This window comes from Paenibacillus amylolyticus, from assembly GCF_003719335.1.
GTDB classification, from domain to species: Bacteria; Bacillota; Bacilli; order Paenibacillales; family Paenibacillaceae; genus Paenibacillus; species Paenibacillus amylolyticus_D.
In genome coordinates this window covers 77,879-102,136 of the sequence record NZ_RIAS01000020.1, presented here as the reverse complement: position 1 = coordinate 102,136, position 24,258 = coordinate 77,879, and the positions used below count along the sequence as shown (strand labels likewise).

The window sequence follows — 24,258 nt, the reverse complement described above, 5'->3', positions numbered from 1 at the left end:
ATACGAGAAGGATGCACTGGCAGTGGCTGTTCTAAGGATTTCTTCATAGATGTTGTCCAGCTTCGTCGGTTCAATATGTGAACTGCCGCCGCCCTGGTAGCGCGGGTGCTGTGCAAATGCTCCGATAACTGCAATGGAATCTTCGGTGTTTAGAGGAAGAATGCTCTCCTCATTCTTGAGCAGAACCATGCATTCACTTGCAATTTTTCTGGCCAATTGGTGTTGTGCCTCTACATCAACTGATGCTGATTTCCGCTGGTTGTCTACAGCTTTGAATATAAGTGACAACAATCTCTCAACAGATCGATCCAGCACCTCTTCGCTCAGCTTTCCCGATTGAACAGCTTCAATAATTTTCTTGCTTCCCACACCGTTGCTGGAAGGCATTTCCAGTTCTAGACCGGCAGCTAGTCCCTGATCCCGTTCATTGACAGCTCCCCAATCCGACACCACTACGCCTGAAAATCCCCATTCATCCCGGAGAATTTCAGTCAGCAACCGGCTGTTTTCGGAACAAAAATCACCATTTACTTTGTTATAAGCGGCCATGACGGTCCATGGCTCTGCCTCTTTCACTGCATGTTCAAAGCTCGCAAGATAAATTTCCCGTAGAGTCCGTTCATCCACCACTGCATCGACAGACATACGCTTATATTCCTGGTTGTTTACAGCAAAATGTTTGATAGAAGTACCCACGCCTTGGCTTTGTACGCCTGAAATATAGCTAGCTGCCAAAGTCCCTGATAAATAAGGGTCTTCAGAAAAATATTCAAAATTTCGGCCACACAGCGGGGAACGCTTGATATTCACGCCAGGCCCCAAAATAATCGAAATATCCGCTGCTTGTGCTTCTTGTCCGAGTGCTGTCCCCATTGTATGGGCGAGTTCACGATTCCACGATGAGGCAACTCCACTTCCGGATGGGAAGCAAGTAGCTGGTATACTTTTGTTTATACCTAGGTGGTCCGCACTCCCGTCTTGTTTTCTAAGTCCGTGAGGGCCATCTGACATCATAATAGAGGGAACCCCAAGACGGTCAATGGAATTCGTATTCATGAAATCTTTACCTGAGCAGAGTTCTGCTTTTTCTTCTAATGTCATTTGCTTGATCATTTCTTGTAAATTTCGTTCCATTAATATTCCTCCAACCTTAATGTTATCGCTTACTTATATAAGGATAGATGAATCTACTCATCAAATATGGTAATATAATTATTTTTTTAGAATTAATCAACTGAATCGTATCGAATAAGATCATTTTCTCCAAAAATCCATCACTAATGACTCCATACGTTCATGTTTCTGTTCAAGCGGGAGCGTAATACTGAAACTCCCCCCACTTGAAAACAGCGTTCTGCATAACAAATCTTTATGCAAGCTCCGTCGCCCATAAATATCGTATACTCCTCATCCGAGTGATCAGAAATCGCATCGTCTACCTATGCCACCCAGTCTGCTTTCCTGGTTGCGAGATCGGCATGTTTGCATTTCTCTGATGTCGTCATAAGCTCTCCTTCATCTCAGATTCCGATGAATTCCGCCAATCCATTAAGATGCTGAATTCGCCGTTCTCTTCTCCTCTTACTATTTGACCATTCGGCAAAACAATCGTGCATGAGATTTGCTCTGGCCAAGTGGCATGCATGCGAAATGTAGAATCGACAAGCTGCCATTGTACGGAAACCATGCCTTTAGAGGTCATTGCACACCCTTCAGCGTGGGAAAGGCGGTCGATTTGCGGACTTATTTTTATCTTCTCGCAGCCTGGGGCAGAGGGCTGAATCCCTAACGTTTCTGTTGTATATTCATAAATAGGCACGGAGCCCCAAGCGTGAGCATCGCTGCGCTTGCTTACAGTATCTTCCATCCACGTTGTTAGCCCTTCACACGCCATTTGCCGCCATGGAGCCAGTAAATCATATACTTTATCGTACAAACCAACTAAAGAAAGCGCACGGAACTGGTAGATGGACATCGCGAATGAACAGGGTACGAAGTCCGGGCATTCGATCGAGTGAAGGATTGCATGCCTGGCCTCTCTTCCTGTCAACGTTCCACTTAGCACAGCCCAAATTTGGACATGTTGGCTGAAAAGCTCCAGTCCGGGGCCGTCGGTAAGACAGCCAGGGCGGCTTATCGACATGCAGTTTTCCTTAACAGCTAGCTGCATGCGTTCGGCTCGATCAAGATACTCCTTCGCAACGCTCCTTCTATCAGTAAAAGCAGCAAGCTCAGCAGCTCTTTGCAGTGCGTAAGTATACATTAGACAATAAACCGTCAGCGGGCCTTGGCGGGCTGCGTCAGGGACGCCATATTCTTCCTTCCATTTATCAGCCCAGTCTACAAAGGACCAATACCGAGGGTTCATCTTACCGATCAGACCGCTTGTCTCAATCTGCCGATGGAAATAACCGAGTATGGCATCTACACCAGGCAGGTATTGCTCAACAAGTTTCCGGTCTCCCGCAAACATCATGTGGTCATGCAGCATGTAAATCCAATATAATGAAAATCCTGGTATGACTTGGGTTGATACACTAGGATATCGGGACTGTGTTAATCCCTCCGGAAGCAAGGAACTGTAAAAATCAAATAAAGTTCTGCGGGCAAGCCTGTCATCGCCAGATAGAATATAGGTGAACTGGATTTGGGAGCGGGTATCCATCACATATTGAAGCTGCTCATAATACGGACAATCTTCGTATGTTTCATGCATGCATCGTTTAAGCGTTCTGACGCTAATATCCCATAAAGCAGTTTCTTGAGGATCTGAAGAACGATATTGGGCGATGACATCAAGCGGGTAACCTGTCTCTCTATAAGAAAATTTACGAAGCGTTAATGGTGCTTCTCCTGTCCTGATTTCAACTCTGACATAGCGGAATGTCCGGAACCAGAAAGGTTCATATTTCTCTATAAATTCCTTTCTTTCCTGTTCCATGCCACTAGGTCTATAAATATCCAAATCACCATATAAATCTCCATTTGTACTGTCCGTCCGATCCCCTTTGTCGCGTATCCAAGGGACTGATATGGGCGGATTCTCATAACATTCGGCGCACAACAGCTTAATTTCACTCCCTTGACCTCCGGACAAATCCATCTCAAGGTAACCTGTAGTCAGCTCTCCGGCGTCAAAATCTATCGTTATAACTGAATGAGGTGCGATCGTTAACGAGCGGTCATACGTCACCAGTTCCAACCAGTCAGGCTTGCTTCCTTTTTCCGAGAGTCGGGAAATACCAACAAACCGGCGTTCAGTTTCATAGAGAGGAGGAATGGGACGTTTTCTTAACTCCCACGGTTTTAGTTCCCCATGAACGATATCGAATACATATCGGGAGGCCTTCTCCCACTTTTCTGGAACATAGCCTGCTTCTGTCCATCCAAAAGGACGCTTGAATCCGTCAACAGCTTCCGAAATTCCGAGAAATTGAGTATATACGCCTTGAGATAAAGTAATCGCCTCATCCTTAATACATTCCCAGGATTCATCGGTATGTGCAGCTGCAGCCTGAGTATTCTGCTCATCTCTGATGACAGCATGCACATACAGCCCGGCAAGCCGCGTACGCCATACAGACTGATTTCCACCGCCTGTATAGGGATAACGCAGCACCTGAGCAGCAAAAACGTTTATGCCTTCTTTCAGGTATTCTCCAATCTCAACTTCCTCATAATGCCATGTGAACCGGTCCCCTTTGCAAGGTCCCCGGCTTACTGGTATACCATTGACATAAAGCAGATAACGGCTGTCAGCTGAAATACGAAGCGCACAGTTATGCCTGCCTTTTCGAAGTTCAAATGTTTTTCTAAAATAGACAAATCCGCCTCCCTTAGCTTCATTTTCTTCCTTCCAATGAGGGTGCCATATCCAGCTTGCCTCTTCTTCCCAATCAGGACGCATAAGTGACCTCCTTTTTGCAGATAGATTACTCTTTTACACTTCCTGAAGCGACTCCTGAAATAATTCGTTCCGAAAAGATGAAAAATAATAGCAGAACCGGAATGGTTGCAATGACGGAAGTTGCCAGTGCTTTATCCATATTAAGCAGAATATTGGATGTATACTTCATAACTGCCAGCGGTATTGTCTTGACTGCGTCGTCTTGAAGCATAATTAACGGCAGGAAAAATTGGTTCCAGATATTAACGGACAATATAATGCACAGACTGACGATTACTGGTGAAGCAAGCGGAAACATAATTCGGTAAAAAATTCTCCATTCTCCGGCGCCGTCTATTCGTGCGGATTCGGCCAGAGCGTCCGGCAAGCCGGCAAAGAAATTCGTGAGCATCAGTACAGCCATTGATAATCCCGCTGATAACACCAGAATTACGCTCCACGGAGAATTAATCAGTCCAAGATTCTTGATAATCAAAAATACGGGAACCACACCGAGCTGGACAGGGAACATGAGACCGATCAAAAAATACAGCATTACACCTTGCTTAAACTTAAAGGAGTAACGACCTAAACCATAAGCAACCATGGAGGCTAAGGCTACAATGATGATGATTGTCATCATGAGGATAAATACGCTGTTCCAGATATTGACGCCGAAATGCTCGTTGCGAAAAACTTTGACATAGGATTCCAATGTAAAGGACTTGGGCCAGCCCAGTGTATTTGACAGTACATCCTGCTTGGTGCGAAATGAGTTCCATGTAAGATACCCAAGGATGAGTAAGGTGAAGGAAGAGTACACCCAGAGGATCAGCTTCGTTACATACAGCTTTTTGACATCAGCCATGATCATTTCTCCTCCTTATAAGTGAATCTTAGCTGAATCAAAGCAACCACAAAGATGATGGCAAACATTACGACGGCAATGGTAGTCCCCATACCTACGGAGTTTGTGCTTACCGTTCCTCCCATTGCGCCGGTCGTTCCGAAAGTAATTCTGTAGAAAAACAGTGTCATCACATCCATCGAATTGTTAATACCGCCGCTCACCCCTCCCAGCAAATAGCTGAAATCAAATAAGGTCATGGCAGCGATATAACTGATCATAGCAATATTTACAATACTGGAACGGATCTGCGGTATAATGACCGAGAAGAACCGTCTCCAGTAGCCGGCTCCGTCCAAATAAGAAGCTTCCATCACTTCGTCGGACAGCATCTTCATGGCTGCCACGAAGTAGATCATACTGAAGCCTACACCGGCCCAAGCATTCATAATGAACAAGGTAAGGACCTCGTAGCCCGGAACCCCTAACCAATTTCGAGCATGTTCCCCTAACCCGATTAGCTGGAGAAATTCATTGAAAATACCGATATTCTGGTCAAAAACAAGCGTAGCCAGAAATACGATAACGCTAGTGGTAATAAACTGCGGAGCAAAGATCATTGTTTGAAAAAAACGGTAGCCTTTTACACGTGTATAAATTACATAGGCAAAATAAAGCTGAATAGGAATCAGCAGTCCGACGTTAAGCACGACCAATATAACATTGTTCTTAAGCGCATTTAAGAACTGCCGTTTTAATTCCGAATTAGTGAACAATTCAATATAATTATTAAAGCCTACAAACACCTTCTCACTAAAACCGTTTGACTGAAACAGACTAAGCTGGGCAGCTGAGAAAATGGGATAGATCACGAAAATAGAATACAGAATAAAACCGGGCAATATGAACCACAAATAAGGTTTCTTTCCAAGCCACTGCAACACCTAGATCGCCTCCAAATGATTTGGACGGTTAAGCAGCTCGGCTTAACCGTCCCAAAATCGTTCTGATTATTTTGTGCGGAGCAGCGCTTCTTCCAGCATTTCTGCAGCTTGCTGACCATCAATATGAGAGGTCAACAGTTGCGGCATTACTTGCTGAAGGAAGATATCATTCAACTTGATCTCTTCTGTTGATATGTTAGTTAATACGGAATAAATATTATGACCCAGGGAATCAAACGCACTCAATTCTTTGACTCCCTCATCTCTAGGCGTGATATCCTGCAGGGCCGGCACCATACCTGTTTCATCCTCAAACAGCTGTTGAGCTTTTTGGCTGGATAGAAACTTTACATATTCGACCGCTTCTTCCGGATGCTTGGTTCCAGCAGATACGGCAAAAGTGGTCGCATTACTGAAGCTTTGCGGAGCAATGCGTTCACCAGATACTGTCGGGATATAAAATCTGCCGAGGTTTATTCCAGCGCCTACGAAGGTTGGATCATTCCAGGTACCATCTGCCATCATTGCTGTCCTGCCGTTAGTAAATGCCAACTGGGCACCGGCATTGTCTACAGAGGCCAAATCCTTGGTGAAATAACCTTTGTCGGCGAACTCTCTGATCGTTTGGAATACCTTAATTATGCTTGGATCTTTGAAAGAACCAGTCCCCTCATTAATCTTGCTTAATGCTTCCTCAGCGGTAGCAGGCATTAGCGCAAAGGCAAGCCAAGCCCGTTCGAATTCAGCTTTACCGGGAACACTGAAAGGTGTGATTCCCTTATCCTTTAATGCCGCGACCAACGTCACGAACTCATCTAACGTTGCCGGAGCCTGCAAACCTTCCTTTTCAAAAATGTCCTTATTATAATAAATCAACTGGGAGTCCATAAAGGCCGGAGGCGAGGAATATAGTTTTCCGTCCACCTTCGCGTATTCCATGAGGTCTTCCTCGAAACGGCTGGTATCGAGTCCGTAATCATCCAGATCAAGCAATGCACCGCTCTGCACATACAGCTTCATTTTAGGCGTCTTGTTTCCTTGAACATAGAACACATCCGGCAGCGAGTTGCTCTTAACAGCCGTATCGATCGCTGTCTCTGACCCTGAGAATTGAAAGTTTAATTTGATATTCGGATGTTCTTCTTCAAATGCTTGATTGATTGCGGTAAATCCCGACTCAAACGATGATTGGTTAGACTGGTCTCCCCACACGGTTAATTCCACTTGTTTTTCAGTTCCGGCTTTGCTGCCTTGATCGGGTGAAGAACTGTTTGTGTTGTCGCCACATGCTACCAACAGCAAGACGGAGACACCTGTCACTGCAAGAAGTGCTTTTCTGAATAACCCCTTTTTCATTTTTTATTTCTCCCTTCGTGTCTGACGGTTTGTAAGCATGTAATAATCATAGTTCACAAAATAAAGCGTTTCCATGAACAAGTTTTTGTTTATGATTCCATATTATTCGATAGTTGCATTTCATTTAGGGCAAAAAACCGGAACAGTGATGTCCCGGTTGATCGTCATTCCATATTATTAGATGAACATTCCATTTATTTAGTTGAGAAGCCAGTCGAGTTTCTGAATTCAGAAACGGTCATTCCGGTAACTTTTTTAAACACCTTCACGAAATAATTCGAGTTTGGATATCCCACACGGGAAGCTACCTCTTCAGCAGAAAGCGAGTATCGCTTCATGAGATCTATAGATTTACGGATACGAACCTGGGTTAGGTATTCAAGAAACGTCATTCCCATTTCCCGGCTAAATCGATGACTGAAATAATGAATGTTTAAGTTCACTAAGCTTGCGGCATCCTCAAGCCGAATGCTTTGGGCGAAATGTGCTTCTACATAAAGAAAAACCGGCTCCAGCCATGTTTGCGATTTCATCCTAGCGGTGGCGGATAAGTCATTGAACCGTTTAATCGTCTGTAAAAAGCAGGACTTTAATTCGTCCCATGTTCGGATGGAATCCACTGAATAAAAGGGGAGGGTCATAAAATCGGACTTCTCTGTATCAATCAGCATATTCATGTTCGATGGATCATTTTGATAAATTTTAAGCATCCACTGGACCAAACGGAACGCAGTATCGGGAGAATAACGTGTCTCTAGTTCGCTGCCTACGGCGTCCAGCCACTTCGCCAACTCTTCCTCTGAAGCTGATTTCAATATGCTTATAAATTGCTGCTGCCATTGTTGAAACTTTATGTCTAGCTGCTCCTGAACAACATTTAGACTCGCATCAAAGCGGTACAAGCCTGGCCCATTGAAAAAGGATCGGTCAATCATTTGCTCTGCTTGGTTTCTTATCACTTTACACTTCTGAAAGATCAGATGATCAGACATACCGGCTGATACTGTAATGGCAAGATTCTGCTTCACTGTGTCCATCCATTCTTTTACCAGACCGGCCATCATCGTTGTTTCTTCCGGCTTTGTTTCTCGACTAAAGAGTAAGCCGTGAAAAAAGCCTTGATCAAAGCCCAGAGGAATTGCATGTGTCGTTTTATTCATAAGATCTTGCAGGAGAAAACCCAAGGCAGTCTGGTCATCATCGTTGTCTGAGTGATCCGTTGACCAAATACGAACAGCAACCCAACAAACGAAAGCCGCTTCTTTCAAAAGGTCTGTAAGCATAGGGTACTCTTTGTGAGAGAAATCGGCCGCAAAAGCAACAATACCCGGAAGTATTCTGGATTGTGTCATCAATCGCTGCCTTTCTTCATCCATGGCATTGGCCCGGCTCTGTCTAGCGCGAACCTTTGAGGAGAGTCTCTCTGATAATCGGGTCAGTGTTGAAATCAATTCATCTGGGTCGAACAGATGCTTTGGAATATAGTCTTGAACACCCAATTGGATGGATCTTCTTGTATATTCAAACTCTTCATAGCTGCTCAGGACTAAAATGATCATCTCTTTATCCGTCTCTCTAATTCGTCTTATCAATTCTAGACCATCCATTTCAGGCATTCGTATATCGGTCAGCAGCACTTCGGGGTAACCATCTGTAGAAAATGCCTCCCATGCCTCCTTGCCGTTCCGATAAACACCTTGTATTTCATAGCCATTTTCATGCCAGTCAATAATAGTCTGAAATCCAACCCGAACCAGGGATTCATCATCTACAATCGCAATTTTAATCATTTTCGTTTGGCCATCCTTCTTTCAAGATCGGAAGCTTTAATTCCACAGTAGTGCCTGCTCCCCGTTCACTCGTAATGTTCATTCCGTAGGCAGGGCCATAGAACATTTCAATCCTCTCTTTCACACTCAATAATCCGATGTGGCTTCCAGTTCCGCTGCTCATAACCTGCTGGATTTCATATAAGCGCTCTTGACCTATTCCGCTGCCATTGTCCCATACCCGAATGCTAAGCATCCCTTTCTCTGCTTTTGCCTCCAGACGAATCTGTCCTGAATGATCAATAGACGACAAACCATGAACTATAGCATTTTCTAAGAGCGGCTGAATCAAAAATTTAAGCAGTCGATACGGTTTCACCTCATCCTCCAGTTCGACCTGAAATATAAAGTTTTGGTGACGTACTTGTTGAATTTTGACAAATTCACGCATGACGTTAATTTCGTCTTCAAGCGAAACAAGTTCATTGGTGTCTCTGATCGAGTATCTCAACAGATTGCTCAAAGCATCAACAATCTCTTTTATATGGTCCTGTTTTCGTATCATGGCCATCCACCGGATGGTATTTAACGTATTGTAGATGAAGTGAGGAGAAAGTTGGTTTTGGAGCACTTTTAACTGCACCTGCCGTTTGCGTTCTTCACTGGCCTTCACTTCACCCAATAAATTGTAGATTTCATACATAACAGAAATAAAGGTTTCATTCAGCTGCGTAATTTCTCTGGCCCCCCTGAATTTAGTAAGGGAGTTAGGCTTCTCCCCGCGCAATCCTCTCCGCATATTGGCAAGAAGCCTCACGATCGGCAAAGCAATGTCGGTACGAATCAGGTAGGAGGCAACCAAACCAAGGACCAGACTTCCCCCGGCCAGCCAAGCTGCAAAAACACTCATTCGGTAGACGGTGGCATACACGGTATTTAGAGCATACTCCGCTGTAAGCGTCCATTCATTGTAATCAATACTTTGTTCAAGACGTAAAACTTCAGAAAATGTATCTTCCTGTATTACTTGTTCTTGAAGCAGCACTCTATCCGGACCGTTAAGGAAAAAAGCAGTATTGGAACCTGCCATAGCAGAGCTAAGAACGTCCCTGAATACATTAGAAGAAACAATAAGATAAAAATATCCTATAGGTCGGAAGTTCTCATCTTTAATGACACGCCCTAACCTGAAAGCACTTACATCATTATCTGTAGTATAACCTGACCTTACAGCATCCCAATAAGGTGCTCCGTTGGCTGTAACCGTATTTGACTTTCCTTTCTCACTTAAAGGCTCTTGTTCATCTTGGCCGATGATAAAGGTAGTGTTGTCAGTCATAAATACACATCCTTTGATACGGTTGCTGTCTAGTCCTCCAATGATCGGCAGCACACTTCGCTCCAGCTGCTGCTGCAGTTCGATTTTTTCAAATTCGTTATGGACCGGTTCAGACAGAATTGCTCCTATTTCATCTGAGGTTAGAATGTGCAGACTCACATTGTTATAGGTCTCTATGGTTGCTTCCAGTTTGTCTACAGTCAGGCTCGTAATCGAATCGGAATATGACTCGGCGTTGGTACGGATCGCAGCATTATAGTTCTGGGCTAAGAGACTTAGTCCAACGATAGAGGGGAGAACAAATAAGGGCAAATAAAACAGGACCAGCTTCTTGGTTAAACTCCATTTATTCCATCGGCGATTTAACCATTTGTATCCAGGTAGATAGGAATGGGATCTTCTCATGCCAGATTCTTCTATACCTCCTATGCTGCTCTTAAAGAGAGTAACAGCCCTTACCTGATTCATTTAAACAACCAAGCAGTTCTTTAAAGGTAGCATAGCCGAAAAGGTGCAGCCCGGCAACAAGGTATCTATGTCAGGATGTAGTTAGCTAAGCAACTGGAAAAAACAAAAAGCCGCTATAAGCGACTTTTCTATATTGACCTGATTAAATTAAACGTTATTTCAATTTGTTTTCTTCGGAAATAGCATCCATTAATATTTTCTTGGCTTTAGCGCCATGATCCGAGTAATCGAACATTGACATACTTCCCCACCCACTGTAATCTGGAGCCCAATAACGGATACCTATAAGCCCATGTGTTTTACCCCACTGAACCACATCATGATAGATTGCCGCTTGTCCTTCTTCATTATGCGGATATCCCTTGATCGTTTTTGACCATCCCGCATATGCGCCCTGCACTTCACCTGAAGGATAAGAAAACTCTGCGATAAATACAGGTATACCCACCTCTTTGTTAATGGCAGTAACTATTTTTTTATACATAACCATTTTGTCGATGTACACTCCTGGCGCGCTGGGATAAAAACTAATTCCAGCAGTATCAATAGGGAATCCATTTTCCTTTAATGTCTTGAAATACGTGACCGCTGTATTCACTGTTGTTACTACAGTGGCGATGTGAGTAGAAAACTTAACATTGCTTGAATCAAGACCTAAACTAGTGTAGGCCTCTTTAATCCCTTTAGCTACTGAAGTCATCTGCACCGCATTGTATTTCCAAATATTATTTTTCAACCAATTGGTTCCCATCACAGAATAGACATGTCTCATAAAGCCCGGAACTTTTTCCAACTTTTCGTTTACTGCGGTTTTCAACCCAATGCTTACCCCTGCAAAACCATAGTTTGCTTCGTTACCAAGGTTCCAGTTATCTACAGTGACGCCTGTTTTCAAAATTTCTGTTGCCACAAATTTCCCGTATGCTTCCAAGACAACGTTCATTTCATCCAAAGTTAATTCTTCCCAAGGCTTTCCATTTTGCAGAGCATATATCTCGGGATATTCCTCGAAATTAGGTGCTTGTTGCCGATCCATATCCATATAAGTGTAAGCCAGCATGATTTCAGGGTTCAAAGGTATATTTAATTTGGCTGCCATTTGAGCCAACTCTAATCCTTGCTCCAACGTATGGTAATTTGCATTTGAGTCTTCCTCACCATTTACGATATTATCTTCAGTAGGATATCGTTTAGTAGCAATTCTTGCGTACATTTCCGTAGCCCCTGATGAAATATACATCTTTTCTAATTCTTCTCGGTTTTTCGCAGTAACGTCTCCTGCTGTATACGTAGTATTCCCCGTCTTAAATTCATTTCCCGAAAACGGGCTTACCGAAAGCGCTACACGGAACTTCTCTGTAGTGGCAGCAGGTACATAATCTTTATCTTCCACATACACGGATAAATTTCTTACGATAATCCCTGTTATGATTAAAATAATGATAAGTAAAGAGATCATGATCTTTGTTCTTGTTTTCATTCGATTTAATACATACTTTAATTTATTCATGATGAAAAGTCTCCTTTTATGGATAATATGGGTATTATTGTATTAAAAAGTTTATCTGAGATAAACTTTTTAATATGTGCTTCTTCCACAAAAAGAATGGAAATTGTTAGCATAACCTGAGTTACAGAGACGAGAGGGCATCCATATTCGCCATATTTTAATTCTTCCCCTTTCACTTTTCTAAAATCCTCGAGCTACAAACCGAGCAACCTGTACCCCCATGATAACGAAAAAGAAAGAAAAAAAAATCGTACGAAAGGGCAAGCCCTTTATGTACGATGGGGCAACGGAATCAGCCCGAACTATTTGTGAGCATTTTTCAGTTTGCTTATAACTAAAAAGGATATTATTTGAATTTCTATGTATTTTTGTGATAGAGTTTCATTGGGGTTGATAGTTTGGATATCACATCGAAGTTTATCATATTAAAATCAGAGGTGGTGTTGGAAAGATGTATTCAGAACATAGCAGTATCGTCATTCATGAGATATCAAAGTTACAAAGTCCTGAACAATTATGGAGCCCCTATGATTGGTACCACGATATGATTGTCAATAATCCGATATATTATGATGAGAAGCAGAACGTCTGGAACGTATTTCGCTATGATGATGTGAACAGGGTGCTTAGTGACTTCAAACTATTTTCAAGTATACGGAAAAGAAGTGTGTCACCTATTCCACCAGTTATTACACGTGTAGATATCAATTCTACCGATCCTCCTATTCAACGTGATATACGCAAGCTGGTATCCAGTGCCTTTACCCCAAGAAGCCTAAAGGAGTGGGAACCAAGAATAAGGGGCATTGCTAAAGAATTAATAGATAATATGAAACAGATGAATAAGCCCGACATGATCAGTGATCTTGCCGTTCCGTTTCCCGTCACGGTCATTTCTGATTTGTTAGGCACACCACGACAAGATCTTCATTATATTAAGAACTGGTCCGATATTTTGTTTTTCCCTAATTCAGAGGTCGATGTTACGGATCAAGCCAAAAGAAAATACCGTGCGATGTCGGAGTTCAACGAATATTTGCTTCCCATTGTTAAAGAAAAACGTCAAAATCCTGAGCAGGATATTATTTCTGATTTAACTCTTGCAGCGTATGAGGGGACACAACTTACAGATGAGGAAGTGGTAACCTTCAGCTTGGGTCTGCTTGCTGCCGGCAATGAAACAACAACCAATTTACTTGGGAACATGTTCTACACTTTCGCGTATGAACAAAAAGGAATTTATCAGGAGATTCTCTCCAATCGCAGCCTTATCTCCAATGCCATTGAAGAAACGTTGCGTTATCGCTTCCCCATCACACTTGATCGGGTATTGACTATGGATAGCGATGTGTTGGGTGTCCCTATGAAAAAAGGCGATGTCATTGTTATATGGCTCGGAGCCGCGAATAATGATGCAGAACAATTCCCGGAACCAAACAAGTTTGATATACACCGAGAGAATAGTAACAAGCATCTTAGCTTTGGTAAAGGCCCTCACTTTTGTCTAGGAGCCCCTCTGGCGCGTCTAGAAGCTCAAATAGCATTAGAGTGTTTCATTGAAGCATTTGCTGATATTGTTCCAACTGAAACCTTTAATCCGGCGCTACATTTACACAAAGGAACACAAAATCTGCTTACTCTACCTGTAGAATTAAAAATTGTGGATAAAAGCATTATTTGATTTTTCTTCCATAAATGAAATGAATAAGCGACCGTCCCTTTTTGAACACTGAGGGAACGGTCGTTTTTGTATGATGATTTTATTTGAATTAATTAGAGGTCTTGAATTTTATGTTAGTCAGTTCTCAATTCACTTGTTTATTTAATTACCGTTCGTCAAATGACTTCTGTGTCTATGCGTTAATAATTGAGCCTCCATCGACAAAAAAGGTTTGACCCGTTATATGTCTGGCATCTTCACTTGCCAGAAAAGCAACGACCGGAGCGATATCTTCATAAGGGTCCCCATAACGACCGATTGCAGTGGGCTTGAACCCCAGCAGCTGCGGGTCACGCTGTTCTTCAGGCAGCGCATCCAGATGTGCGTGAATCCCATCCGTGAGGGCTCCAGGATTTATGACATTCACATTGATGTTGTCCTTGCCCCATTCTCGGGCAACAACACGTGACAGCGCCCGTATTCCTTCTTTAATGGCGGCATATGCGGCATACCCCTCAAGCCCGTCATACCCTGCTCCTGAGCCAAAATTAATGATCTTTCCTCCACCTTGTTTTAAATACGGGTAACTTTCCTTCATCATGAGCCAAGTGGATATAAGTCCTGTTCGGTAGCTCTCATCAAGTGTATCCAATTCATGTTCCAGAAAGGAATGTGGTGTCCGAATAGCAATTGCCAAATTGACTAGAATGTCGATGGTATCGAATTTCTCAATCGTATCTTCAATCAGTAATTTGACCTGCTCAGGCTCAGACAAATCAGCAGTTTTGGCAAGAACCGAAAACGTTGCACGTTCACAACGTGTAACGGTCTTCTCTAATGACGAGCCATTGATATCAGTAAGCATTAATGATGCGCCCTCTTCTGCCAGGCGTAGGGCGATGTAACTGCCCAGTCCTCCTCCTGCACCTGTTACAATGGCAACCTTACCCTTCAGTTTTCCCATGATTCCATCCCTCCGCCTTTTTTTGGATGCATACTAGATATTATAAGCTGCTGTTTTCAACTGGCATCTCCTAGACATAGACCGTAGACCTCCCTAAAATATCGAAGTGCTTTTTGAATAAAGGATATTATTAGGTCCGACAAGAATTCGTTTCGATTATTACCTGAAAGTTATTGCTTGGACTTCCAAATCACGCACTTTTCTGAACTCCAATCTCACTTCATGTTTACCCGGCTTCCCCGAAAAAGATGAAGAAAGACATTTTCCTCTATCCAGAACAACGATTCCCGCCGCTTCATTCTCATCATCCAAATAAATAAGAATCTCACCGCTTCCGTTGGCCTCTACAGAGACATTATCTATGAGGTTTTCCCATTCCGTGTATCTAAAGACCGCTTGATCTTCATCACTTATCCCGATCAATGCCTCACCGCCGTTTTTTGAAGGGGCAATGTATACACTGCCCGATAATTGGCACGCATGGTATGCCTCTATTCTTTCATCAATGCCGAATGGTCTTCCCGCACCCTGAGACGTCATGAGCACCTCCTGAATTGTTCCATCTTCATTGAAAAAAATAGGCTCGATGCAAAGGCGGCGCTTGTTCTGCCGATACTGAGAAGTACGATGATAAAATACAAACCACTGTCCGTTCACTTCCTCGATCGAGCCATGATTATTCCAGCTCATCGGATCGCATCCGTCGTTGTCGATAATGATCCCTCTGTATTGAAACGGTCCGAGCGGAGATTGGCTCGTTGCGTAAGCAAGTGAAGTAGGTTTGCCGCGTTTGATGCTCGAATAAACCGAATAATAGGTCTCGCCGTGCTTGCGGACAGAGCTTCCTTCATGAAAATAATGCTCTTCTTCCGTTATCAGGTTATAGACAATGGTTCCCTCTTCAAACTCGACCATATTGTCTTTTAATTTTACTCCGTTTGCGTAGAACTGCCCCCAATAAAAATAAGCCTGTCCGTCATCATCGATAAAGACCGCCGGGTCGATCCCTCCGCACGGCAATTGAACCGGATCGGCGAACGGCCCTTCCGGCTTATCAGCTATTGCGACGCCTTCGCTATCGTCCGACATGCAAAAATATAAATAATACTTGCCATCTTTATATATCGCATCCGGAGCAAATAACATATCCGACTTTTGCTCGGGAGCTTCCGTTATTCCATGCCGGGCGGCCAGCTCATAAAGCTTGATCATGAATGGAGACGGCTTGGACGGATCCACACCCGGATATTTGGGTGCATGTTCATCATAAATCCAAGGAACCTGGTTTGAATGAAAAGATACTCCGTGATCGATCCAATCCACCATATTAGCAGACGAAAGCACCTTGTATTCCTGGCTACAGAAACCCTTCTCCTCTTGATCCCATGAGCCGTAAACGTACACCCTTCCATCCGGCATGACGTGAGCTTCCGGATCCGGGATGCATATGTGCGGTGGGAGCACGGGATTACGGCAATCTTTATATTCTTTCATATCTTCACTCTCCTGTTCGATAGAGAGAGGAAGTAGATCCTACTTCCCCAATAGCCCCTATTTAGTATGCGACCGGAAACGCTTTGAGCCCCCGAATGATCATACCTGGCCTCCACTCCAGCAGTTCCAGATCTGTATTTAACCGAATCTCCGGCAGCCGTTGAAGTAAAGCGTTGATCGCAATCTCGCCTTCAAGTCTAGCAAGTGGAGCGCCGAGACAATAATGAATCCCTTTACCAAAAGCAATGTGGTCATTGACTTTGCGAGTAATGTCAAACGTATCGGGTTCTTCAAATTGACTGGAATCCCGATTCGCTGAGGATAATGCAACAAGCATCATGTCTCCTTGGCGAATTTGTATTCCCTGAAACTCCACATTTTCCGTAGCCCAGCGTACATTGCTTATTTCAGCTGGCCCATTAAATCGCAACACTTCCTCAACAGCCGCTTGAATCAGATCCGGATCATCCATAAGTAGTTGCTTTTGCTGTGGATGTTCCAGCAACGCCAGCATGCCGTTCCCAATCAGATTCACTGTTGTTTCATGCCCTGCAATTATGAGTACGAACACTAGTGCATATAACTCCTGCTCCGTTAGTTTGTCACCTTCTTCCTCAATGCTGATGAGATCGCTGATGAGGTCCTGTTGAATATGGTTGCGCCGCTCCGTGATCAGTTCTTGTAAGTAATCGACAAAAGCCTTCATTACTTCATCGCTTTCCTGGTTCAGCTGCGGATTGCTGACACTCTCCATAATGGTGTTGGACCAAGCTCTGAATTTGTCTTGATCCTTCAGAGGAACACCTAGCATTTCACAAATAACGATAATGGGCAGCGGGAAGGCATAGTCCTCGATCAAATCAAACTCCCGAGTGTTTCCTGCCTGAATCTTGTCTAGCAATTGATCACTTATTTCCACAATTCGTCCCCGCAGCCTCTCAATCATACGGGGAGTAAATGCCTTCTGAATCAAGCGCCGCAGTCGACGATGATCTTCAGGACCAACACTGATCAGATTTCGTGAAATAATCGCCTGATGAGGATGAAGTGTCTCCTCCTTTTCATCGTTACTGTTATCGAAAACTCCGGTTACAAAGCGGCCATCCTGCAAAATTTTGACGGCATCCTCATATCGGGTAACCATCCAGGCAGCGTGCCCACTAGGCAGTAAAAGGCGATGGACAGGCTCTTCGGCACGCAGCTTTTCGTAGACTGGGAAGGGCTGCTGAATGAATGAATGATCCATGAAATCAACTTTGGACTTGGAGCGATCTTGATTTGCATTGGTAAACATCGTAACGCCTCCTAAAATGATAGTTAAAATATCAATACAGTATAAAGACTATCATATTTAGGGATTCACTTTCAAATTACTTCGTTTAATTCCAGTAATACGAAATTCAACATTTTCTTGTCTCTAAACCTGCACTCCCACTTCATAACTCGTGTACGGTTTGAAGCTTCTTGTCCTTCACCATAAAATGAAGTATTGTATAGATAAAAATTATTTGTAACGTTTGTAGAATATTAATATTAAAGGGATAAATTTATGAAACCTACAATACGAGATGTAGCACGTGAAGCTGGCGTTTCCATCGCAACTGTCTCCAGAGTCATAAATGGACAAGATAAAGTAAAAAAAGAAACTCGAGAATTGATTCAACAAACCATAGAAAAATTAAATTTCAGGCCTAATCACGCAGCCAGAACTATGAAAGCTTGGGAAATATCTTGCAGAAAAGATAATCAAACTAGTACATGGTGAACCAGGAGAGCCAAACAACATAGTTCTGCCATTGGAGTTAGTTAAAAGAGAAAGTACACAAAGTCTTTAAAGAGAGTTTCACGAATTAAAAAAGACAAACGAAGGTCAATCAATGATCTTGGTTTGTCTTTTTAGGTTATTCACAAAAGACATCGATGTTTATTAAATCAGGAATTATTGCTTCTGCTTTTTGTAGAAATCAATTAACATATTAAAAATGATTAAGTCATCACGGTAATCCTCTGGAGTTGTTTTTATGGCCTGATCGTGAACAATTGCATCATAAAGTGCTTCCAGCTCAATCGTATAAGGGTCTTTATAAGTATGTCGAATAACGGTTTCTTTGTACAAGTCCCCTTCTGTTTCTGACACGATTAATTTAACAGGTAGTCCTTTAATATACGGTGTGTCAAATTCTACTCTAACCATTTTATCCTTTCCGTACACTTCCAGATGAGCATCAAACTTACCTACGTTATTCATACCTGTCTCATAAACTACATTGAAAGAAGGATAGTTGAGAATGGCATTTATAAAGAAGCCTCCACTATTAAAGGCAAAACCGGATACGGATTCTGGCATTCCCAAAGCCTCACGCATGGCAGAAAAATCATGCGACCCTAAAGCGGTAAGGAAATAGTACAACATAATTGTAGTCTCATCGGCGCCCTCACCAAGAGCTTCTCTAATCCACTTCTCTGATTTCTCAGCTCTTTCTTTATTTAATTCTTCAGGAAAATCGTTAAACTTTTTGGGGTATGTTCCAGATTGCCCTATGAAATAATCATTCGGTCCAATAATATCTCGTACCCTTGCGTACAAAATTTGGTCTAATCCCCCTATTTCTTTAACTGCAGCTTCAAATGCAGGAGCATATCTTCTCATATAACCGACCATAACATGAACATTATTTCTGTTTTTCGCCTCGATCACAGCTTCTGCTTCCGATAATGAAAGCACCATAGGCTTTTCAACGAGAACATGCTTACCTGCGTTGGCAGCAGCTATAGCAGCATCTGCATGATATTCGTTACTGTTACAGACGAAAACAACATCAATATCTTCGTCATTAACAAGATCCTCCACATTTGTATAAAGGTTTGAAACACCAAATTTTTCGCCGTTATATTTGAGGGAATTATACGAAACATCACATAGAGCGGTTACTTTGAATTTTTCGGATAATTCTTTAAGGATAGGCAAGTGTACGACTTGTGCAAGTTCTCCCGTACCAATAATTCCTACATTAAGAACTTTACTCATTAGAACTCCTCCTTTCAGTATGAAAACGACAAATTTAAATTTAAAATTTAATCGTGTCATTTAATTCGGCTGAACGATAAATCGCTTCAAGTATCTGAGTAACGACTAGCGCTTGTCTTGGTTCAACTACAGGATTTTTGTCTTCAAGGATTGCATCAATCCATTGAGCCATTTCTCGATCAGCATCTGTTTCTTCTACGGGTGATATATACGATATACCGGCTGCATTCTGTAACTGAGTGCTAACGAGATTTCCATACATTTCTGTATTAAATATCAGTTCATTTGTACCTAAAGCTGTATTCCGGCGCATTTCAGCGCCTCCTTTTGTCCCAGACAACGTAGTCATTGCTTCTCTTTCATCTAGTGAATTCAGAGCCCAGGAACATTCTAGATAAATGGATGCACCATTCTTCATTTTTATAAAAGAGAACGCTGACTCTTCTACGTTAAAATGATCCGGATCCCACGGTCCAAAAGGATTGGCCTTATTCTCATGTCTTAATTTGTTGTGCACTACGCCGGTTACACTTTCAACTTCGTAGTTATTCATCAACCATAGAGTCAGATCAAGTGCATGCGTGCCAATATCAATAAGTGCACCGCCTCCTTGCATCTCTTTATTTAGGAATACTCCCCAAGTTGGGACACCTCTACGTCGAATTGCATGCGCTTTAGCAACATAAATTTCTCCCAGATCGCCATTAGTACACGCTTGTTTCAAAAGTATTGAATCTTTTCTGAAACGATTCTGGTATGCGATTGTCAATTTTTTACCTGTACGCTCAGCAGCTTTTACCATTTCCTCTGCTTCTTGACTGTTCAAGGCCATAGGCTTTTCACACATGACATGCTTCCCTGCCTCTAAAGCCTCGACAGTCATTGAACTGTGTAATGCATTCGGTGTACAGATATGAACAACATCAATTTCAGGATCTTGCAACATATCTTTGTAATCGGTATAAATTTTTGCATCATTTCCTACCAAATTAGCACCTTTTTTTGCTTTTTCTTCATTTCTACTAGCAAAACCTTTGACATTTACCTTATCAGACAGTTTGAGCAATGCTGGTAGATGCTTTTCCATAGCAATTGCTCCGCAGCCAATAATACCTACATTTAATTTATTCATACTCAGCATCCAATAAGTCAGATAAGGCGCTAAAGCTTATCTCAACACTTTTTATTTCATCTATCGTTATAACATCTTGCTCAACAATGATATACTTAGTGGCTGTATGCTCTTTTACTAATTTGATAATTTCCTTAATATCCAGCTTTCCTTGTCCTATTTCTACAAAATTATCAGAATTAAACAATGGCATGAAATCATGTAAGGTTATCGCTTTTTCCTCGTTTAATGTTTCGAGTATATTTATTGAGCTAATTGGATGAGGCAAATCTTTTATATGAATTAATTCACATCGATTTCCAAGTTGTTTGAGCAACTGCTCGACATTTGCCCCTCCCCTAATAGCCCAATACATATCTAATTCAAACTTCAAATAATCAGGATTTGTATTTTCTAGTAGGATTTCATATACCGTTTTCCCATCAAACTTTTGAAATTCTTGAAAATGATTATGATAATATAGCTGGATCCCGTGAGTCCAAAGTTTTTTTCCATATTCATTTAATCGCTTACTAAAAGCGATTACGTCATGAGCTCCTTGAAACAGCATCATAGGAATAATTGCTCTATAACACCCCAACTCTTTGTGATAGGAAATTATGTCATTGAGTTCTTGCTCTTTTAATTCACCTGGAATATGTGTTGCAAGTACTTGTATGCCTGCAGTTTCAGTCATTCGCTTTAGATCACTGGCAGACAGAGTGTTAATATTAAAAACGCTATCACTTTGAAAATCAATTGGGATTTCAATGTGCTTATACCCAATCGTTGATAAATCCTGTAATGTTTTAATTCGATCTTCATTGAATTTATTTCGAACGGAAAACATCTGTAAACCAATTTTAATAGACAATAAAGTGACCTCCTTTTTAATCTAACCGGGAAAATAAAACGAAAACGGCACTAAAATTACGCTATTCGTATTCCGATCTCTCCCCAAATACGATTTCAACAGGACCAATCAATCCGCAATCCAGCGGTTGTCGGTTAGGATCGAAGATGCTTAGCGCGTTGTTCAGGGTCGTCGCTACTTCGACTTCCAACTCGTTGTTTTCTCCATAGCGCAAGTATTCCCCGATTGAAATATGACGCCCGATCTGATCGACACCGTGGAGCTCTCGGCCGTTAACGAAGACCCTGAACGTATCGGACACCTCACCCATCTCTAAAATAACGGCAGCGGAAGTATCATTCCGCTCTTCAATGCGGAAACTTGTCCGATATCGTCCAATTCCGGATACTTGCCGGAGCACCGGAATGTGAGTCCAGGAGCGCAGCTCGTCAAGTTCAAGCTCGATCCTTTCAAGCTTCGTCTCCGTCGGATGCGCGCCTGCAGTCCAACTGTCCACGACGAGAGACCAGTGATCTGGTATGATCCGCGTACCTTTCGCAATCATATCGCGATATTCCTCGTGCTGAAGCGCTTCTGTCCATTCATCTGCAACCGCGATCAAAGCAGTTCCGTTCGGAGCGAGTCGTAGCTTCGCCGTCGTTTGACCGGAGCCTGTATGAACAGCGGCCATCGGGCATATTGTTCCATCCCAAGCGTTCAGCTTGAAAGGATTCCCTGTCCCTGTGAACTGCACTTCTCCCTCGAATGCCTGCACTTGACTTGGATTGTAGATGAAGTAATAGGAAATACCGTTTTCGTACCGACGGGCATTCAACAGAGGCGACTCGCACTGGACTTGAACAGCAGGAATGACGGAAAGCTCGCCCAGTGCCGCGACCGCATCTTCTTGAGTCTTAACCGCTCTTACCGTCGGCAGGTTTAACAGATGCTCGATTCGATCGCACAGCTGGACGTCCTTGGCTTTCATCTTGTCCTTGCTGCCAAAGAACGAAGCAACATGATACGGAGCTTCTCCAACGACCACGACAGGTAGTCCGCTCTCCGCGAAGGCGATCAGTTGATTGGCTGTTTCATTCGGGAGATCGGACGCCCTCCAGTCTCCGGTCAACGACTTCTTGCGCATATCTACGACGATAGCTCGATATGCCGGCCCGTCCGCTGCCAGTACGGAATGTCCCTCGAATGTACCGATTTGGGCACTTGCTAAATCCAACAAACAAGGACTTACAAAGTCATACGTGAAACCGGCTTGTTCATACGGGGTCAATTCCGTTCCCATTGCGCCATGAATCCCATCAATATGATAACGATAAATCGCCAGATCTACTTTCGGCTTACCAATTTGAAGCAGATATTGAGTACGCGCGATATAGTCTGTGAGGGCTCTAGCATGAAGGGAATTCGGTTGGCGTCCTCCCCATTCGTTCGAGAACCTCGACCCCATGAGCGACAAGCCCGGCCATTTGAACATCGCTTCGAAATGTTCCGAAGCAGATGAAGTATCGTAGGACATACCATGAAGAACCGCCTGGTTGACGCCAGCCGCAAAGCCTCGATGCAATTGCCAGAGAAGGCCGAAGTCCTGTCCGGTCCATGTCTGTTTGTAGCCATAACCCATAACAGCGCCTACCTCAATCGAATAGATCTCGCGATCATACAGATGAACGGCACCCGATTGGATTCGGTAACCGTCGGTCGAATCATGGAAACCGAGTGATTCCGTCTCCGGGATGTCAACTTCGGCAAGGCTCGAGGAGAGTTCGGTAGGCATGCCATAAGTTTGATAACGAAGCTTCATATGATGTCCGTTTGCCCACCTTCTTATTGTCCGTAGGTGATTGTCCCGGAACATATCTGTCAAGGTTTGAAAGAAGTCGTTCCTAATGCGTAGGTTTGCCGAGCGGTCAGTGAAATCGTAATCCGAGTCTCCGTCCGTCCGATTGCCCGCGCCTAGCTGATACAAACCTTTGACGAATATCGAAGGCAGATAAGGAGTCAAATCATAGCCTCGACGCATACGGAACTCCTCCAATACGGCGGGAGACCAGATCGCGACGGGCATCGGCGTCGCACCGTACATCCCGCCTAGCATAGTTGCGTTCAATTCAATGGAATCACAGAACAAGCTTCCGGCGTTCTTCTCGTATAAGGCACGTATGTCCGGATCCGCAAACAGGCGATTGTCCCAGAAGCCCGTAACTGCATCGGCTGCTGCTTTAGAGAAGTGATCGATCGCGGGAGCACCGATTGAGTCATTCATCTGTCCGTTCGTTTGGCTCCAAAAGCCGAACAAGTACCATTCTCCGTCAAGAGGAGCTGTCCAATCTATCCTTCGGTCGTCAACTCTGAAGGTGAGATCTGCTGCCGTCTCTAATTCCAGCGTGACGACTTCGCCTATGGACTCGCCGCTGTGTCTCCGAGCAGCCGTTACAGCCACAAGCTTATAAGGACGTGCGGGATCGATCGTATTGGGCACAGGAATTGCTCCGTTGTACGTCCCCACGACTACCGCCGCCCCGATATGCAACCCATGTGTGCAGCGATCGTCATTCTTGTCCATGACGGCGGGCGTCGCGATCGGCCACAGCGGTCCTATAGTGAAATCCAACTGAAAGTTAAGCGGGATGGCGGCTTCGAGTGCAGCTTTCATGCGGTTGTTCCATTCATCGCCTCCGAAAACGAAGCGGCCATAATCCGCTGGATTTACATCCGCGGAAGGGATCGGGAAGAAATGGATGATTTCCGCACCGCCGTAGCCGGCTTCCGCCATCCACTCGATCTCCCGTTTAATCTCGTCTTTGTCCATGAACGCCCCGGGAAGCCACCACCTCATTTTCGGGCGATAGCACTTGGAGGGAATTTGGAATTCCCCTGGATTCCATGTATTCATTTAAAACACTCCTTAGTTGAGAATGATGGGGAAACTTGTGTTTTCCAAACTGGCTATATATTCATTATAAGAACTTTGATTTAGAGAGACTGTAACGGAAACCAAACATTGTATAACG

At 43.4% G+C, this 24,258-nt stretch carries 16 protein-coding genes and 1 pseudogene; 2 read left to right on the top strand and 15 right to left on the bottom strand.

Annotated elements, in window-relative coordinates:
- The 8 genes from EC604_RS26235 to EC604_RS26200 all read right to left on the bottom strand — a co-directional run.
- Positions 1-1,140 (bottom strand): glycoside hydrolase family 3 protein (locus tag EC604_RS26235; RefSeq protein WP_161557060.1); only part of this gene is annotated, 1,140 nt, incomplete at its 3' end.
- Positions 1,141-1,501: 361 nt separating this feature from the next.
- Entirely contained in the window at positions 1,502-3,907 is a 2,406-nt protein-coding gene (locus EC604_RS26230) for an alpha-L-rhamnosidase C-terminal domain-containing protein (RefSeq protein ID WP_123066974.1), read from the bottom strand.
- 25 nt (positions 3,908-3,932) lie between these two features.
- Positions 3,933-4,754 carry a carbohydrate ABC transporter permease gene (locus EC604_RS26225; RefSeq protein ID WP_161557059.1) on the bottom strand — a complete coding sequence of 274 codons (822 nt, stop codon included), beginning with the start codon at positions 4,752-4,754 and terminating at the stop codon, positions 3,933-3,935.
- A gap of 2 nt (positions 4,755-4,756) precedes the next feature.
- The gene (locus tag EC604_RS26220) at positions 4,757-5,677 is read right to left on the bottom strand and encodes a carbohydrate ABC transporter permease (protein ID WP_123066972.1); all 921 of its coding nucleotides are present in this window, start codon (positions 5,675-5,677) and stop codon (positions 4,757-4,759) included.
- 66 nt (positions 5,678-5,743) lie between these two features.
- Complete coding sequence (locus EC604_RS26215; protein WP_123066971.1) at positions 5,744-7,033, bottom strand: ABC transporter substrate-binding protein; 1,290 nt, start codon at positions 7,031-7,033, stop codon at positions 5,744-5,746.
- A 194-nt stretch (positions 7,034-7,227) separates the two neighbouring features.
- Positions 7,228-8,823 carry a response regulator transcription factor gene (locus EC604_RS26210; RefSeq protein WP_123066970.1) on the bottom strand — a complete coding sequence of 532 codons (1,596 nt, stop codon included), beginning with the start codon at positions 8,821-8,823 and terminating at the stop codon, positions 7,228-7,230.
- Complete coding sequence (locus EC604_RS26205; protein WP_161557058.1) at positions 8,816-10,546, bottom strand: sensor histidine kinase; 1,731 nt, start codon at positions 10,544-10,546, stop codon at positions 8,816-8,818. Before EC604_RS26205 ends, EC604_RS26210 begins: the two co-directional genes overlap by 8 nt.
- Positions 10,547-10,763: 217 nt before the next feature.
- Positions 10,764-12,119, bottom strand: a complete 1,356-nt coding sequence (locus tag EC604_RS26200) for a glycosyl hydrolase 53 family protein (RefSeq protein WP_205127957.1) — start codon at positions 12,117-12,119, stop codon at positions 10,764-10,766.
- A 451-nt stretch (positions 12,120-12,570) separates the two neighbouring features.
- Between EC604_RS26200 and EC604_RS26190 the strand changes: the two genes are divergently transcribed.
- Positions 12,571-13,800 (top strand): cytochrome P450, encoded by a 1,230-nt coding sequence (locus tag EC604_RS26190; RefSeq protein ID WP_123066967.1) that lies wholly within the window; start codon positions 12,571-12,573, stop codon positions 13,798-13,800.
- Positions 13,801-13,972: 172 nt separating this feature from the next.
- On the opposite strand, the gene EC604_RS26185 is transcribed toward EC604_RS26190, so the two are convergent.
- The 3 genes from EC604_RS26185 to EC604_RS26175 form a co-directional block, all read right to left on the bottom strand.
- Positions 13,973-14,743: an SDR family NAD(P)-dependent oxidoreductase gene (locus tag EC604_RS26185; protein ID WP_123066966.1), complete on the bottom strand. Its 771-nt coding sequence runs from the start codon at positions 14,741-14,743 to the stop codon at positions 13,973-13,975.
- Positions 14,744-14,902: 159 nt separating this feature from the next.
- Entirely contained in the window at positions 14,903-16,237 is a 1,335-nt protein-coding gene (locus EC604_RS26180; RefSeq protein WP_123066965.1) for a family 43 glycosylhydrolase, read from the bottom strand.
- Between the two features lie 61 nt (positions 16,238-16,298).
- Complete coding sequence (locus EC604_RS26175; protein WP_123066964.1) at positions 16,299-17,531, bottom strand: cytochrome P450 family protein; 1,233 nt, start codon at positions 17,529-17,531, stop codon at positions 16,299-16,301.
- Positions 17,532-17,786: 255 nt separating this feature from the next.
- On the opposite strand from EC604_RS26175, the pseudogene EC604_RS26170 reads away from it, so the two are divergent.
- Positions 17,787-17,945 (top strand): annotated as a pseudogene (locus EC604_RS26170) (LacI family DNA-binding transcriptional regulator); the annotation flags it as partial.
- Positions 17,946-18,176: 231 nt separating this feature from the next.
- Here EC604_RS26170 and EC604_RS26165 read toward each other — a convergent pair.
- The 4 genes from EC604_RS26165 to EC604_RS26150 all read right to left on the bottom strand — a co-directional run bounded on the left by EC604_RS26165 (position 18,177) and on the right by EC604_RS26150 (position 24,083).
- Complete coding sequence (locus EC604_RS26165) at positions 18,177-19,265, bottom strand: Gfo/Idh/MocA family protein (RefSeq protein WP_161557057.1); 1,089 nt, start codon at positions 19,263-19,265, stop codon at positions 18,177-18,179.
- A 40-nt stretch (positions 19,266-19,305) separates the two neighbouring features.
- Complete coding sequence (locus EC604_RS26160; protein ID WP_123066961.1) at positions 19,306-20,397, bottom strand: Gfo/Idh/MocA family protein; 1,092 nt, start codon at positions 20,395-20,397, stop codon at positions 19,306-19,308.
- The gene (locus EC604_RS26155) at positions 20,390-21,250 is read right to left on the bottom strand and encodes a sugar phosphate isomerase/epimerase family protein (RefSeq protein WP_123066960.1); all 861 of its coding nucleotides are present in this window, start codon (positions 21,248-21,250) and stop codon (positions 20,390-20,392) included. The genes EC604_RS26160 and EC604_RS26155 overlap by 8 nt, the downstream gene beginning before the upstream one ends.
- 61 nt (positions 21,251-21,311) lie before the next feature.
- Positions 21,312-24,083: a glycosyl hydrolase gene (locus EC604_RS26150; protein WP_161557056.1), complete on the bottom strand. Its 2,772-nt coding sequence runs from the start codon at positions 24,081-24,083 to the stop codon at positions 21,312-21,314.
- Positions 24,084-24,258: the final 175 nt, after the last annotated feature.